Origin of the sequence: Bradyrhizobium valentinum (assembly GCF_001440405.1) — a bacterium.
Lineage (GTDB): Bacteria > Pseudomonadota > Alphaproteobacteria > Rhizobiales > Xanthobacteraceae > Bradyrhizobium > Bradyrhizobium valentinum.
In genome coordinates this window covers 113,161-126,653 of record NZ_LLXX01000090.1, presented here as the reverse complement: position 1 = coordinate 126,653, position 13,493 = coordinate 113,161, and the positions used below count along the sequence as shown (strand labels likewise).

13 protein-coding genes are annotated in these 13,493 nt (G+C 62.7%); 4 read left to right on the top strand and 9 right to left on the bottom strand.

The window, feature by feature from the left end; translation table 11 throughout:
• Nucleotides 1–9 precede the first annotated feature (9 nt).
• Nucleotides 10–1,185 carry a two-component system sensor histidine kinase NtrB gene (locus tag CP49_RS14075; protein WP_057850830.1) on the bottom strand — a complete coding sequence of 392 codons (1,176 nt, stop codon included), beginning with the start codon at nucleotides 1,183–1,185 and terminating at the stop codon, nucleotides 10–12.
• Nucleotides 1,182–2,183, bottom strand: coding sequence for a tRNA dihydrouridine synthase DusB (gene dusB / locus CP49_RS14070; protein WP_082646015.1), 1,002 nt, complete (start codon nucleotides 2,181–2,183; stop codon nucleotides 1,182–1,184). Before dusB ends, CP49_RS14075 begins: the two co-directional genes overlap by 4 nt.
• A 282-nt stretch (nucleotides 2,184–2,465) precedes the next feature.
• On the opposite strand from dusB, the gene CP49_RS14065 reads away from it, so the two are divergent.
• Together CP49_RS14065 and CP49_RS14060 are read left to right on the top strand one after the other, a co-directional pair.
• Entirely contained in the window at nucleotides 2,466–3,662 is a 1,197-nt protein-coding gene (locus CP49_RS14065; RefSeq protein WP_057850828.1) for a bifunctional 2-C-methyl-D-erythritol 4-phosphate cytidylyltransferase/2-C-methyl-D-erythritol 2,4-cyclodiphosphate synthase, read from the top strand.
• Nucleotide 3,663: 1 nt separating this feature from the next.
• Nucleotides 3,664–4,266, top strand: coding sequence for a CinA family protein (locus CP49_RS14060; protein ID WP_057850827.1), 603 nt, complete (start codon nucleotides 3,664–3,666; stop codon nucleotides 4,264–4,266).
• Between the two features lie 8 nt (nucleotides 4,267–4,274).
• Here the strand turns inward: CP49_RS14060 and CP49_RS14055 are convergent, their stop codons facing one another.
• The 5 genes from CP49_RS14055 to lipA form a co-directional block, all read right to left on the bottom strand.
• Nucleotides 4,275–5,948 carry a thiamine pyrophosphate-binding protein gene (locus CP49_RS14055; protein ID WP_057850826.1) on the bottom strand — a complete coding sequence of 558 codons (1,674 nt, stop codon included), beginning with the start codon at nucleotides 5,946–5,948 and terminating at the stop codon, nucleotides 4,275–4,277.
• Between the two features lie 101 nt (nucleotides 5,949–6,049).
• Nucleotides 6,050–6,970 (bottom strand): NAD(P)-dependent oxidoreductase, encoded by a 921-nt coding sequence (locus CP49_RS14050; protein ID WP_057850825.1) that lies wholly within the window; start codon nucleotides 6,968–6,970, stop codon nucleotides 6,050–6,052.
• A gap of 65 nt (nucleotides 6,971–7,035) precedes the next feature.
• Nucleotides 7,036–7,515 carry a type II toxin-antitoxin system RatA family toxin gene (locus CP49_RS14045; RefSeq protein ID WP_057850824.1) on the bottom strand — a complete coding sequence of 160 codons (480 nt, stop codon included), beginning with the start codon at nucleotides 7,513–7,515 and terminating at the stop codon, nucleotides 7,036–7,038.
• Nucleotides 7,515–7,649 (bottom strand): AAA family ATPase, encoded by a 135-nt coding sequence (locus CP49_RS48625; RefSeq protein WP_276326510.1) that lies wholly within the window; start codon nucleotides 7,647–7,649, stop codon nucleotides 7,515–7,517. The genes CP49_RS14045 and CP49_RS48625 overlap by 1 nt, the downstream gene beginning before the upstream one ends.
• A gap of 15 nt (nucleotides 7,650–7,664) precedes the next feature.
• Nucleotides 7,665–8,624, bottom strand: a complete 960-nt coding sequence (gene lipA, locus CP49_RS14040; protein WP_057850823.1) for a lipoyl synthase — start codon at nucleotides 8,622–8,624, stop codon at nucleotides 7,665–7,667.
• Between the two features lie 197 nt (nucleotides 8,625–8,821).
• Here lipA and CP49_RS14035 point away from each other — a divergent pair, with 197 nt between their 5' ends.
• Nucleotides 8,822–9,427, top strand: a complete 606-nt coding sequence (locus tag CP49_RS14035; RefSeq protein WP_057850822.1) for a DNA-3-methyladenine glycosylase — start codon at nucleotides 8,822–8,824, stop codon at nucleotides 9,425–9,427.
• Between the two features lie 331 nt (nucleotides 9,428–9,758).
• Here the strand turns inward: CP49_RS14035 and CP49_RS14030 are convergent, their stop codons facing one another.
• On the bottom strand, nucleotides 9,759–10,244 hold the full coding sequence (locus CP49_RS14030; protein ID WP_057850821.1) for an SRPBCC family protein: 486 nt from the start codon (nucleotides 10,242–10,244) through the stop codon (nucleotides 9,759–9,761).
• Nucleotides 10,241–10,558, bottom strand: a complete 318-nt coding sequence (locus CP49_RS14025) for an ArsR/SmtB family transcription factor (RefSeq protein ID WP_057850820.1) — start codon at nucleotides 10,556–10,558, stop codon at nucleotides 10,241–10,243. The genes CP49_RS14030 and CP49_RS14025 overlap by 4 nt, the downstream gene beginning before the upstream one ends.
• Before the next feature lie 599 nt (nucleotides 10,559–11,157).
• Here CP49_RS14025 and CP49_RS14020 point away from each other — a divergent pair.
• Nucleotides 11,158–13,464 (top strand): glycoside hydrolase family 113, encoded by a 2,307-nt coding sequence (locus CP49_RS14020; protein WP_057850819.1) that lies wholly within the window; start codon nucleotides 11,158–11,160, stop codon nucleotides 13,462–13,464.
• Nucleotides 13,465–13,493 lie beyond the last annotated feature (29 nt).

Below are 13,493 nucleotides of genomic sequence, written 5' to 3'. Positions count from 1 at the left end.
CGTTACTCCTCATCTTGCGTCCTGTGAGGCAGGCGGCAGCGTACCCGGAACGCCGTCGCGGTTGCTTTGGTCGAACTGTTTGGTGGGATTGAACATCGGCATCAGCACGCGGAAGGTGGTCTTCCGCGGCTGCGATTCGCATTCGATGATGCCGCCGTGATCGCCGACGATTTTTGCCACCAGCGCCAGCCCTAGCCCGCTGCCGGTTTGCTTGGTCGTCACGAAGGGATCGAACAGGTTCGGCAGCAGGTCTTCCGGAACACCGGATCCGTTGTCCTTGACGCAGAATTCGAGCGGCAGCGACACCCGCGACTTCTTGCCCGGCACCGACAGGCGAACGCCCGGGCGGAAAGCGGTGGTGAGCTGGATTTCTGCGTCGCTACCGAGATCGGCGACCGCTTCGGCAGCGTTCTTCACGAGGTTGAGGAAAACCTGAATGAGCTGGTCCTGATTGGCCAGCACCGGCGGCAGGGACGGATCGTAGTCCTCGATGAAGCGGATGTTGCGGGCGAAGCCGGATTGCGCCAGCCGCTTCACGTGATCGAGTACGGAATGGATGTTGACCGCCCCGCGGGCCACCGGGCGGTCGTCGCCGAACACTTCCATGCGGTCGACCAGGGTGACGATGCGATCGGCCTCGTCGCAGATCAGCCGCGTCAGCATGCGGTCTTCGGACGAGGCCGCCTGCTCCAGCAATTGCGCCGCGCCGCGGATGCCGGACAAAGGGTTCTTGATCTCATGCGCCAGCATCGCGGCCAGCGCGATCACCGAGCGTGCCGCGCTCCGGTGCGTCAATTGCCGGTCCATCTTGTCGGCGATGGTGCGCTCCTGCAGCATCACGACGATATGGCCGGGCCGCTCAGTGAGCGGCGCGACGTGCAGGTCGACCTGGCGGTCGCCGCCGATGCGCGGCGTGCCGAGATCGACCTTGTATTCGTTGACCGGCGACGCGCTGGCTCGCACCTGGTCGATCAGCGCCAGCAGCGGACTGCCGAACGGCACCAGCTCTTTCAGGGACTGCCGGCGCAGGAATTGCGTCGAAATCTCAAAGAAGGATTCGGCGGCGATGTTGGCGTCGACGATGCGGCCGTCGGGCGCCACCAGCAGCACCGGGTTGGGCAGCGCATTAAGGATGGCCTCGCTCTCGGAGGGCACGGCGCGGCGTTGTTCTGCGGCTGAACTCATGCAGCAGCACTCCATGCGAAATCGTCGAACGCGTCCTGGAGCGATCGATGCACGCGATGCGGATCCTCCGACGTTAGAATCTTTTGCCGCCAGCCCCTCAGCGTCTCCGCCGGCGCGCGGCTGCACTGCGCTGCAATCTCCAGGGCCCAGCCGAGATGCTTGCGAGCGTGTTTGAGTCCGATGCGCAGCCCGTAATGGCTGCAAACCTCGTCGTAGAGCGCGCGCACATGCGCGAGTTGTTCGGCGAGCGACGGAGTGGTCTCCGCCTGTCCGGTTTCAAGCCGGCGGCCGATCTGTCCCGGCAACCAGGGCTGGCCCTGCGCGCCGCGCCCGATCATCACGGCGTCCGCCCCCGATACTTCCAGTGCGCGGACCGCCTTCTCGAATGAGGTGATGTCGCCATTGACGACGAGCGGCACGGAGACCGCGTCCCGGACCGCGCGCACGGCGGCCCAATCGGCAATGCCCTTGTAGAACTGGCAACGCGTACGCCCGTGCACGGTGATCATCTGCACGCCGGCCTGTTCTGCGCGGCGCGCCAGTTCGGGCGCGTTGAGCGAGCGATCGTCCCAGCCGAGCCGCATCTTCAGCGTCACCGGCACTTTCACTGCCGCGATCGTGGCTTCGATCAGCCTGAGCGCATGATCGAGATCGCGCATCAGTGCTGAGCCGGACTGGCCGCCAGTGACGTGACGCGCCGGACAGCCCATATTGATATCAATGATGTCGGCGCCGGCCGCTTCCGCAACCCTTGCGCCCTCTGCCATCCAGTGCGCCTCGCAGCCCGCGAGTTGAACGACGTGCGGCCCGACACCGGCTGTCTCGCAGCGCAGAAGCGACATCGGCCTGCCATGCACGAGTTCGTCGCTAGCGGTCATCTCTGAAACGACCAGTCCGGCGCCGAGGGTGGCGGCAAGACGTCGAAAGGGGGCATCAGTGACGCCGGACATCGGCGCCAGAAGAACCCGGTTAGCGACGGCAATCTCGCCTATTTTCAACGGCTTAGAGCGTGAACTTTCCGGGCCGGTCACGGCGTTCTCATGGTTGGGGCGGCGGCTTCATTGCCGTCGACGCCTATTGTGAGCACAAATCTTGGGCAGTCAAGCTTCTTGCCTACACTTTAGACAGATCTATCATTTGTGCAAGTGCACTGCAACAAAAACCGCTTTTCCCACAGCGCATGGGAAACGCTCTGTTTTTCCGCATACGGCATGGTAAGGGCTGTGCGCCAGCGCGCCGATGCTCCTCCTCAACCCCGATTCGTTCGTATTTGAGTCCAGATGCCCAGACCTGAGCGTACCGCAGCCATCCTTGTCGCAGCCGGACGCGGGCTTCGCGCCGGTGCCGGGGGGCCCAAGCAATATCGCGAGATCGGCGGGCAGACCGTGATCTTCCGCGCCATGGAGGCGTTCTGCCGGCATCCGGACGTGTTTGCCGTGCAACCGGTGGTCAATCCCGACGACGCCGCCATCTTCAATGAGGCTGTCGCGGGACTGCGCCACCAGCCGCCCACCAATGGCGGCGTGACGCGTCAGGCTTCGGTGCATGCCGGGCTCGAGGCGCTGGCCGCGGAGAAGCCCGATATCGTTCTGATCCACGACGCCGCACGGCCCTTCGTGACGTCTGCGGTGATTTCGCGCGCGATCGATGCTGCCGGGCGCACCGGCGCGGCGGTCCCTGCGATCCCGGTCACAGACACAATCAAGCAGGTCGGCGATACCGGCAACGTCGAGGCAACACCCGAACGCGCACGGCTGCGAATCGCGCAGACGCCGCAAGCGTTCCGCTTCGATGTCATTCTCGATGCCCATCGCCGCGCCGCGCGCGACGGGCGCAGCGATTTCACCGACGATGCGGCGCTCGCTGAATGGGCGGGATTGACGGTTGCAACCTTTGAAGGCGATCCTGCAAACATGAAACTGACCACGCCGGAAGATTTTGCCCGCGAGGAAGCCCGTCTTGCCGCTCAGCTCGGCGACATCAGGACCGGCACCGGCTACGACGTGCACGCCTTCGGCGATGGCGATCATCTGATGCTCTGCGGCGTCCGGGTGCCGCACGTCAGAGGCTTTCTCGCCCATTCCGACGGCGACGTCGGCCTGCATGCCCTGGTCGACGCCATCCTCGGCGCGCTGGCGGACGGCGATATCGGTTCGCATTTTCCGCCAAGCGATCCGCAGTGGAAGGGCGCCGCGTCAGACAAGTTCCTCAAATATGCCGTCGATCGCGTTGCTGCGCGCGGCGGCCGGATCGCCAACCTCGAAGTCACGATGATCTGCGAGCGTCCGAAGATCGGCCCGCTGCGCGATACCATGCGCGCACGTATCGCCGAGATTACCGGCCTCAACATCTCGCGCGTGGCCGTCAAGGCGACGACCAGCGAACGGCTCGGCTTTACCGGCCGCGAGGAAGGCATCGCGGCAACTGCGAGTGCCACCATCCGTCTCCCCTGGAACGATAAAGGTTGGGGCGAGTAACATGAGCGGCAGCGACGCCCGCGCCCTCTCCCGCTCGCTGCTCGATTTGTGCCGGATGCGTAAGCTGACGATTGCAACGGCGGAGTCCTGCACGGGCGGCCTGGTCGCCGGCGCCCTCACCGACATTCCCGGCTCGTCGGATGTGATCGACCGTGGCTTCGTCTCCTATTCCAACGAAGCCAAGCGCGCGATGCTCGGCGTCAAGGCCTCAACACTCCAGACCTTTGGTGCGGTCAGTAAGGAAACCGCGACTGCGATGGCAATCGGCGCCCTGGAAAAAGCCGGCGTCGATCTCGCAGTATCCATTACCGGAATTGCAGGTCCGGGCGGTGCCACGCCGGGCAAGCCGGTCGGCCTCGTCCATTTCGCGGTCGCCTCGCGCGACGGAAAGATCGTGCACCGCGAATTCCGGTTTGGAGCCATTGGCCGCACCACCGTGCGCCAGCGCTCCGTCGTGGAGGCGCTGCGGATGCTGCTCGAGTTGGCGCGCGGTCCACAGCCGCCGGTCAAACCGCCCCGCCAGACCATGAGCCGGCTTCGTCCGCGGGTGGCTCGAACGCCGCGGCGTAGCGCCGTCAAACGACGCCGGCCGGCGCGGACTTAAGGTCGGGATCAGGCTTGCGCGGCCAGAGCCTTGGCGCGGGTTTCGCTCAGCGAAGATACCGGCGTCAGCGCTTCCGGGCTGATCGAAAGCTCGATGATAGCGGGAAGGCCGCTTGCCACGGCTTCATCGAAGGCGCGCGCGAAGTCTTCCGTCCGCTCCACATGGGCGCCGAAACCACCGCAGGCGCGGGCCAGTGCGGCAAAGTCCGGGTTGGCGAGATCGGTACCGGAGACGCGGCCCGGATAAGTCCGCTCCTGGTGCATGCGGATCGTTCCGTACATGCCGTTGTTGCAGACGATAACAATCAGCGGCAGCCGGTTTTCGACCGCCGTCATGAACTCCAGTCCGGTCATCTGGAAGCAGCCGTCGCCAGCGAACGCGATCACGGTGCGTTCGGGATGCTGCAGCTTGGCGGCGACGGCCGCCGGCAAGCCATATCCCATCGAGCCCGACGTTGGCGCGAGCTCCGTACGAAATTGCCGATAGCGCCAGAAACGGTGCACCCAGACGGCATAATTGCCGGCGCCGTTGCAGATGAGGGTGTCAGGCGGCAGGCGATCGCTCAAACCGCGCACGATCTGCGAGAGCTGCACGTCGCCGGGCGAGCGCGTCGGCTCGGCAAAGGCGAGATAGTCGGCATGTGCCGCCTTGACATAGTCGGCACGCGATCGATGCTTCGGCTCCAGCCGCTTGATCGCGGCCGCGAACGCGGCGCTGCTCGCGACCACGCCCAGCGTCGGGGAATAGACGCGGCCGATCTCTTCGGGATCTGGATAGACGTGAACCAGCGGCTGCCTTGGCTTCGGAATATCGAACAGCGTGTAGCCGGATGTGGTGGCCTCCCCCAGCCGCGCGCCAAGCGCGATCACTAGATCGCTGCTGCGGATCCGGTCGGCGATTTTTGCGTCGAGGCCGATGCCGACATGGCCGCCATAGCAGGGATGCAGATTATCGAAATAGTCCTGGCAGCGGAACGAAACGCCGACAGGCACTTCATGCGCTGACGCAAACGCCTCGAGATCGCGGCGCGCCTGATCGCTCCATCCGCCGCCCCCGACGATCAGGAACGGCTTCTTCGCCTCCGAAAGCAGCGCATGGAATTGCCGTAAAGCGCCGTCATCGGGCGCGATAGGAAGCGGGTTGTAGGGCGGCGCATCCGGCACTTCGGTGGTGTCGGTGAGCATGTCCTCAGGCAGCGCCAGCACGACCGGACCGGGACGCCCCGAGGTCGCGGTGAAGAAGGCGCGCGAGATGAACTCCGGAATTCGCCGCGCATCATCGATCTGGGCGACCCATTTCGCCATCGGTCCGAACATCAGCCGATAGTCGATTTCCTGAAACGCTTCGCGTTCCATCATGTCGCGCCCGACCTGGCCCAGCAAAAGGATCATGGGCGTCGAGTCCTGGAAGGCGACATGAACGCCGGCGGACGCATTGGTGGCGCCGGGCCCTCGCGTGGCGAACGCGATTCCCGGGCGGCCCGTCAGCTTGCCATAGGCATCCGCCATCATGGCGGCCCCGCCTTCATGCCGGGCATTGATGAACCGCACGCGCTGGCTCTGGTATATGCCGTCGAGCGCCGCGAGAAAGCTCTCGCCGGGCACGCCGAACACGGTATCGGCGCCGTGCAAGGCGAGTTGCTCGATCAGAATATGTCCACCAGTTCGAAGATTTGCGTCCATCGTCTCGTCCCTCTGTTGCGGGATCACGGATTTGGACCCGGCTTAATGAATGGCGTCAGCACCAGCAACCGGCTTTCGTGCGAGATCAGATATGCGGCCGGTCATGTTCCTTGTTGTTGGTCTTTCTGCCCTACTCGCGCCTCAACGCCGGTCACGGCCTCATAGGCCTTGATGACGGCGGTGCAGGATTCACCATCGTGCCCCAGCAGCGCCGCCTGCCGGTAGGTTTGATGCACCGCTTCCGCCATGAAACCCGGCAGGCCGGCCTCCTCCAGCCAGCGCGCGTAATAGCGGACGTCCTTGCGGGCGTTCGCCAGTGACATCAGCGGGGTGAAGTCGCCATCGAGCGTGGCCTGGCCATAGAGATCGAGCATGCCGCTCTTTCCGCCCGCCGCCGAAATGATGCGGATCAGTTGGGACAGATCGAGCCCATCCTTTGCGGCGAGCGCAAAGCCCTCGCACCACGCCGCCACATTGGCGAAAGCGATGTAGTTGTGAATGAGCTTGAGGCGGATGGCGTGTCCCAGCGGGCCGATATGGAAGATGTTTTCGGCATAGAGCTCGAAATAGGGCCTGAGGTCCTCGAGCAGGTCGCGCTCGCCGCCGAACAGCACGTTGACCTTGCCGATATCAGCGTGTTTCGGGGTCCGCGTCATCGGCGCCTCGGCGTAGCGCCCGCCGGCCGCACGCACCATGCGGTCGAGCTTTGCGACCATCTGCGGACTGCCCGTGGTGTGGTCCACGATGACAAACCCCGGCGCCGCACCGGCGAGCAGCCCATTGGTACCAGTGAGCAGCGCCTCGACGTCCTCGGCCTCATTCACGCAAATCATGACAATACGGCAATCGCGAATTTGCTGCAGATTGCCCGCGGCCGTCGCTCCAAACGATTGGGCAATCGCGACCGCAGCGGGGTTGAGATCAAAGGCGGTCACGGCCACGCCCTTCGCGACGAGGTTCTTGACCAAACCGCGTCCCATTCCTCCGAGCCCGATGAAGCCAACGCGTTCGAATGTCGTCATCTCAACTTCCGTGATTGTTCGAGAATTTCCTGGATTGGTCCAATGCCTTGCCGATCACACTGGCGTCAGCGGGTCCCGAGCGGCCCCGCTCCCGCCTTGCCATAGACCGCGTCCGCCCGCTTTTCAAAGGCGGCAGCAAAACGCTGGAACGCGGCATCGAACATCGTTCCCATCAGCATCGCCAGCATCCGGCTCTTGAATTCATAGGACAGGAAGAACCCGACGTCGCAGTCGGTTTCGGCCTTCGGCTCGAACGTCCAGCGGTTTTCGAGGTTGCTGAACGGGCCCTTCAGATATTCGACCGCGATCTTCAGGTTCGGCCGATCCAGCGTCACCCGGCTGGTGAAGGATTCCCGCACCAGCTTGAACGACACGGTCATGTCGGCGACGATGATTTCGGTGCCGTCGCCCCTCGACGTGCGCTGACGTATCCTTAACGATTGGCACAGCGGCACGAATTCCGGATATCGCTCGACGTCGGCGACCAGATCGAACATTTGCACCGCGGTGTGATGAACCCGGCGCTTGCTGGAAAAGCGCGGCATCAGCGGTTACTCCAGCCGGGTTTCCAGTACAGCGCATCCAGCGAAACGAAGGGAATGCCCGTAACCTCCGACAGCCGCCGCGCAAATGTCGACTTGCCGGACCCGGAGGATCCCATGACGAGGACGCGTTGCATTGGTTCAATCCGAGGCTAGCGGGCCCGCGCTGTGCGCGCCGCTTGCAGCTTGGCAAAATCCTCGCCCGCATGGTGCGACGAGCGGGTCAGCGGGCTTGCCGACACCATCAGAAAACCCTTGGTGTAGGCGACCTTCTCGTAGCCTGCGAATTCGTCCGGGGTCACGTAGCGCATGACGGCGTGATGCTTGCGGGTCGGCTGCAGATATTGCCCGATGGTCAGGAAGTCCACCTCGGCCGAGCGCAGATCGTCCATCACCTGCAACACCTCATGCCGCTCCTCGCCGAGGCCTACCATGATGCCTGACTTGGTGAAGATGGTCGGATCGATTTCCTTGACCCGCTGCAGCAGCCGGATCGAATGGAAATAACGCGCACCAGGGCGAACGCTGAGATAGCGCGCCGGCACGGTCTCCAGATTGTGGTTGAACACATCGGGTTTCGCAGCCACGACCACTTCCAGGGCGCCTTCCTTGCGCAGGAAGTCCGGGGTGAGGATTTCGATGGTCGTGGTTGGGCAACGCTCGCGGATCGCGCGAATTGTCCGCGCAAAATGCTCCGCACCGCCGTCGGCGAGATCGTCGCGGTCGACCGAGGTCACCACGACATGGGTGAGCCCGAGCTTGAAGGTCGCCTCTGCGACATGTTCCGGCTCAGCGGCTTCGAGCGCGCCGGGCATGCCGGTCTTGACGTTGCAGAACGCGCAGGCGCGCGTGCAGGTGTCTCCCATGATCATGAAGGTGGCGTGCTTCTTGTCCCAGCACTCGCCGATGTTCGGGCAGCCGGCCTCCTCGCACACCGTGACGAGGCCGTTCTCCTTGACGATCTTTCTGGTGTCCGCATAGCCGCGGGTGTTCGGCGCGCGCACCCTGATCCAGTCCGGCTTCGGCGGCGACAGCGCATCCGGCCGGTTCACCTTTTCGGGGTGACGCGGGCGCACCTGGTTGACGGAAACGGTATCGACGAGCACGACCATGTTAAGTCCGAATATTGCGAGAATACCTAGCTAGTCTGTGTTGCTTGTGGCTGCAACCCGATTGCGGGAGACTGCAATCCGATTGCGGAAGGTCCGCAATCCAGTTGCGGGAGGCCGCAACTTAGCTCGCTGAGCGTAGCAGAAACGTGCAAGATATTGGCAGTTTTCACCTGTTCCGCCGTGATTCCCACCTGAAAATGGCTCAAAATTCCAAGCCGGCCGATGCCGTCACCCCTCGCCTCGGCAAGCCGCTGAAGCGCTCGTTTTTTAACCGCAGCGTGCACGAGGTCGCGCCCGACCTGATCGGGGCGACGCTCTTGGTCGATGGCGTCGGCGGTATCATCACCGAGGTCGAGGCGTATCACCATCTGGACCCGGCCGCGCATTCGTTCCGCGGGCCGACGCCGCGCAACCGCGTGATGTTCGGCCCGCCGGGATTCGCCTATGTCTATCGCTCCTACGGCATCCACTGGTGCGTGAATTTCGTTTCCGAGGCAGAAGGGTCGGCCAGCGCAGTATTGATCCGCGCGTTGCAGCCGACCCACGGTCTGCCCGCGATGCGCCGCCGCCGCGGCCTGCAGGACGAGCGCGCGCTGTGCTCCGGCCCGGGTAAGCTCACGGAAGCGCTCGGCATCACGATCAAACACAACGAGCTGCCGCTCGACGTCCCTCCGTTCGCGTTGCATGCGCGGCTCGGCAATGCCGACATCGCTGCGGGCGTGCGGATTGGCATCACGAAAGCGGTCGATCTGCCCTGGCGCTACGGGTTGAAGGGGTCGAGGTTTTTGAGCAAGCCGTTTTGACAATTGGAGCACGAGATCGTCGTTGCGAGCGAAGTCCGTAGGATGGGTGGAGCGAAGCGATACCCATCGCCCCACGTATCGGCATTGATGGGTATCGCTTCGCTCCACCCATCCTACGATAGATGCGCCGTCGCGATCTCGCGGCACAGCGCGCCCGAGGTTTGCATCTAGTCTTACCCTCATGGAGATCAGAGGGCGCAGGGAATGCCGGGTGGCGAAGCAATCCACCTCTCGGCAAGCGGAGAAATGGATTGCTTGCTTCGCTCGCAATGACAATTACGGGTGACAGTGCAGTCCAGCACTGTCATCGTAAAATTGCGCGGGATGACCGTCAGGATGGGCGGCTTAACAGATCAGCGAAGCGCTGCAGGTACAGCGGCCAACCCTGATCACCCGCAACCCCATCGCGCACGCTTTGCCAACCCTCGCCGTGGCGTTCCAGGTGTCGGTGCTCGATCTCAACGCGTGTCCGGTGCGCCGTCTCGGCGGTAAATCGCACTTCCCACTCGCTGGTCTTATTCGGATCGGTCTCGATCTGCCATTGCGGGCTAATGTTCCAGCTCAGGAGCAGTCGATTGGGCGGCTCGTAAGCTAGCACTCGCGCCCATCGGCACTCGCTGCCGTCAATGCCGCGGTCGTACAGATGGCCACCAACTCGAGGCTCGAATACCGTCTCGGCGATCGGCACGCTCAGCAGGTTGTGCTCGGCGGGTTTGAAGCGGCCAAAGTCCTCGGTGAAGACCTTGAACGCGTGCCCGATGGGCGCCTCCACCACGATACAGTGCTTGACAGATGCGATTGCTGCTTGAGTGCTCATTTCGGCTCCTCCGGTGGTTGCTCGATGGCTGTCTTGTAGGCTGCCATCGTCTTGCTCCAGAACACGTCGAGTTCCGCACGGAGGGCTGCCAACCCGGCGGGATCGACGCGGTAGATCCGCTGTTTGCCGGCCGGCGCGTCGACCACGAGCCCAGCGTCCTTCAAGACCCTCAGGTGCTGCGAGACTGCGGGGCGGCTGACCGGCAGGGCACGCGCCAGTCCACTGACCGAGCTCGGATGATCGACCAGCCGCTCGAATATCGTGCGCCTGGTCGCGTCAGCGAGCGCCGTCCACCCACTCTTCGCGTAAGCCATCGCTAACGCGTAAGGCCAGACTTACGCGTTGTCAAATCACATTTCAACGCGAGCCAACCCATTCACGCGCGCCGCAAGCACCGGCTATTTCCGGCCGGGCGCTTCGGATGCGTGGCTATTGATGAAGAGCATCTCGCCGGGGTTGGGCTCCGTATTGCTCGATGCGTGCGGCTTCGATCCGCTCGCAATGACGGAACTGGCGACTGACGCCCATCTTCAGCAAGTAGCCCATACGAACACAGCAGTATGCGGGATTAACCGGACTCGGATCTCGCTTCGCTCATCGAGCCTACGCATGCTTGCCGTCGCGTTACGCGCGTGAAGAGCTCGAAGTTCCCTGTGCAAGCCTTTCGGTTTGAGTCGAACTAGTAACGATGCAGTAACGACGAGCATCGCTCCTTCAACAATCGCAACATCGACTCAATCCCGTCACCACACGCCCACGTTGAACGCGTAAGTGTGGCCTGCTGTTTCGCTTTGCGAAAAGTGAAGTGCTCATAGGTTGTATTGCGTCGAACACGTGGAACACGCCGAGTAATGCGCAAACCACGGAGTCACCAAGCAGCAACAGAAACTTCAAGTGAAAAAGGAGCTGTACGATGGCGGGCGTGTTTCCTGTTCAGGGATTTGGCTTCCTCTCCAACTACAATGGCGCATTCGTCGCCAGTTCCGCGTTTGCCGCCATGCAGGCGATCGCGAGCACCAATGCAAACTCGATCGAGCTCGCTCCGCGGCTCTTTATGCAGACCAGGACATCCAATGATGTCGTCGCCGATCCCAACAAGACCGAGAGCGACGCCAACATTCTGCAGGCCATGGCAAATGCCGGGGCGCTCGGCCTTTCGGTCACGCTGAAGCCCATGGTCTCGGCCCTCGATGGCTCGCTTGCATACGTCCTCAATCCGAACGATCCCGCCGCTTTCTTTGCTTCCTACAAGAACCAAATGGTTCATATGGCTGATATCGCCGAACAAGCAGGCGTCAGCATGCTTGTGATCGGAAATGAGCTGGGCAAGCTCTCCGGCCCTGAATACCGAAGTTATTGGGTCGACCTCATCGATTCCATACGCGCCGTGTTCCAAGGCGAGATCACCTATGCGGCCGCAACCGACGAAGCCATCAATGTCAGCTTCTGGGACAAGGTTGATGTCATCGGAATCAACGCCTATCCGCCGCTGACGACGAAAACGGACCCGACCGTCGAGGAGATGGTCAATGCATGGAACAGCATGTCAACCGACGACTACTGGGCGAAGGTGATGAACCACATGTCGCCGGTCGATTTCTTCCATTCACTTGCCTTGCAGTACGACAAGCAGGTGTTCTTCACAGAGACCGGCTACCGCAGTGTCGACGGAACCAATATCAGCCCGGGCGGCTGGGCCGACAGCACGACGCAAGATGTCCAGGAGCAACACGATGCCTTCAACGCCTTCTTTCAGGTGTGGGGATCGGAAGGCGGAAGCTGGTTCAGGGGCGCGTCGATCTGGAATTGGGATACGAACAACAAGTATTCGCCGATCGGCTATTCGCCCGAAGGCAAGCCTGCGCAGGGGTTGATTACTGAGTGGTACGGAGGTCAGCACCAGCCGCCCGGTCAGACGCTGACGGGTTCTCCGTCTGCCGATTTGATGGATGTCGGCGGCGGCAATGACGTGCTGTCGGGCGGGCTGGGCAACGACACGATCAAGGCAGGCCGTGGCGACGACACCATTACCGGCGGCCCCGATACAATTCCGAAACTCACGGAGACGTCAGTGACGGTGACAGGCTACAGCCCCGTCGTCGACGGAGTTGGCGCCCAGATGCAGCTTCTGATCAACGGGCAGCAGGTCGGCAGCACGGTCGAATTCCACAATGCCACCGACGCATCGGGATTCCAGACCTTCACCTTCACATTCCCCAATCCAGGCAGCATATCGAGTCTCGATCTCGCCTTTATCAACGACTTCACCAGCACCAATGGCGACCGCAACCTCTACATCAAGGACATCACGGTCAACGGCGAGCATCTGTCGGTTTCCGATGCGGTCAACACGAGCTCGCCGGGCACTTGGAACCTCTATCACAACAGGTCCATCCACTATGACATGACCGGTCATCAGGACCTGTTCTTCGGATCGTCGACCGACAACGACAATCTTGAAGGAGGCGCCGGCACGGACCTGATTAACGGCGGCGCCGGCGCGGACGTGATCAACGGCGGAGCGGACAACGATACCCTCAACGGCGGCGCCGGCGCGGATGTGATCCATGGCGGTGCGAACGACGACACGCTCAATAGCGGCGCCGGCATCGCGACCGCGACCGATCAGCTTTATGGCGACGACGGCAACGACATCATCAAGGCCAGCACCGGCGACACCGGCGCCCTGCTCGATGGCGCCGCCGGCAGGGATCAGCTTTATGGCTCCTGGGTAGCAAATGTCATGAACGGCGGCGACGGCAATGATAATCTCTCCGGCAGCGGCGGGCTGGACGTCATACACGGCGACGCCGGCGATGACCAGCTCAAGGGCGGCCCCGCGGCGACCAGGATGTATGGCGACGATGGCAACGACAGCCTGCAGGGCGGTACGGGCAACGAGTTCCTGTACGGTGGCATCGGCAACGACCGGCTGATCGGTAGCGGCGGAAACGATTATCTGGCCGGCGGGTCCGGCAATGATACATTCGTTTTCGCTGCCGGTAGCGGCAAGGACACGGTCGCCGACTTTCAGAACACCGATGGTGTCCAGGACCGCGTTCAAATCGACAAAGCAGTGTTTGCCGACTTCAGCGCGCTCCAGTCGCACATGGCCGAGGTTGGCACGAGCGTCATGATTACGGTCGACGCCAACAACACGATCGAGATTCAGAACACGACATTGAGTCAGCTCCACGCCAGCGATTTTCTGTTCGTCTGAGGCTGACGAGGCAAGCGCCTGATCCCGAC

Excerpts from the sequence above, each read along its gene's own strand:
- lipA (WP_057850823.1), bottom strand. The coding sequence starts at position 8,624 with ATGGTCGTGCTCGTCGATACCGTTTCCGTCAACCAGGTGCGCCCGCGT.
- CP49_RS14025 (WP_057850820.1), bottom strand. The coding sequence starts at position 10,558 with ATGGCTTACGCGAAGAGTGGGTGGACGGCGCTCGCTGACGCGACCAGG.
- CP49_RS14065 (WP_057850828.1), top strand. The coding sequence starts at position 2,466 with ATGCCCAGACCTGAGCGTACCGCAGCCATCCTTGTCGCAGCCGGACGC.
- CP49_RS14020 (WP_057850819.1), top strand. The coding sequence starts at position 11,158 with ATGGCGGGCGTGTTTCCTGTTCAGGGATTTGGCTTCCTCTCCAACTAC.
- CP49_RS14050 (WP_057850825.1), bottom strand. The coding sequence starts at position 6,970 with ATGACGACATTCGAACGCGTTGGCTTCATCGGGCTCGGAGGAATGGGA.
- CP49_RS14075 (WP_057850830.1), bottom strand. The coding sequence starts at position 1,185 with ATGAGTTCAGCCGCAGAACAACGCCGCGCCGTGCCCTCCGAGAGCGAG.
- CP49_RS14030 (WP_057850821.1), bottom strand. The coding sequence starts at position 10,244 with ATGAGCACTCAAGCAGCAATCGCATCTGTCAAGCACTGTATCGTGGTG.
- CP49_RS14055 (WP_057850826.1), bottom strand. The coding sequence starts at position 5,948 with ATGGACGCAAATCTTCGAACTGGTGGACATATTCTGATCGAGCAACTC.
- CP49_RS48625 (WP_276326510.1), bottom strand. The coding sequence starts at position 7,649 with ATGCAACGCGTCCTCGTCATGGGATCCTCCGGGTCCGGCAAGTCGACA.
- CP49_RS14045 (WP_057850824.1), bottom strand. The coding sequence starts at position 7,515 with ATGCCGCGCTTTTCCAGCAAGCGCCGGGTTCATCACACCGCGGTGCAA.
- CP49_RS14035 (WP_057850822.1), top strand. The coding sequence starts at position 8,822 with ATGGCTCAAAATTCCAAGCCGGCCGATGCCGTCACCCCTCGCCTCGGC.
- CP49_RS14060 (WP_057850827.1), top strand. The coding sequence starts at position 3,664 with ATGAGCGGCAGCGACGCCCGCGCCCTCTCCCGCTCGCTGCTCGATTTG.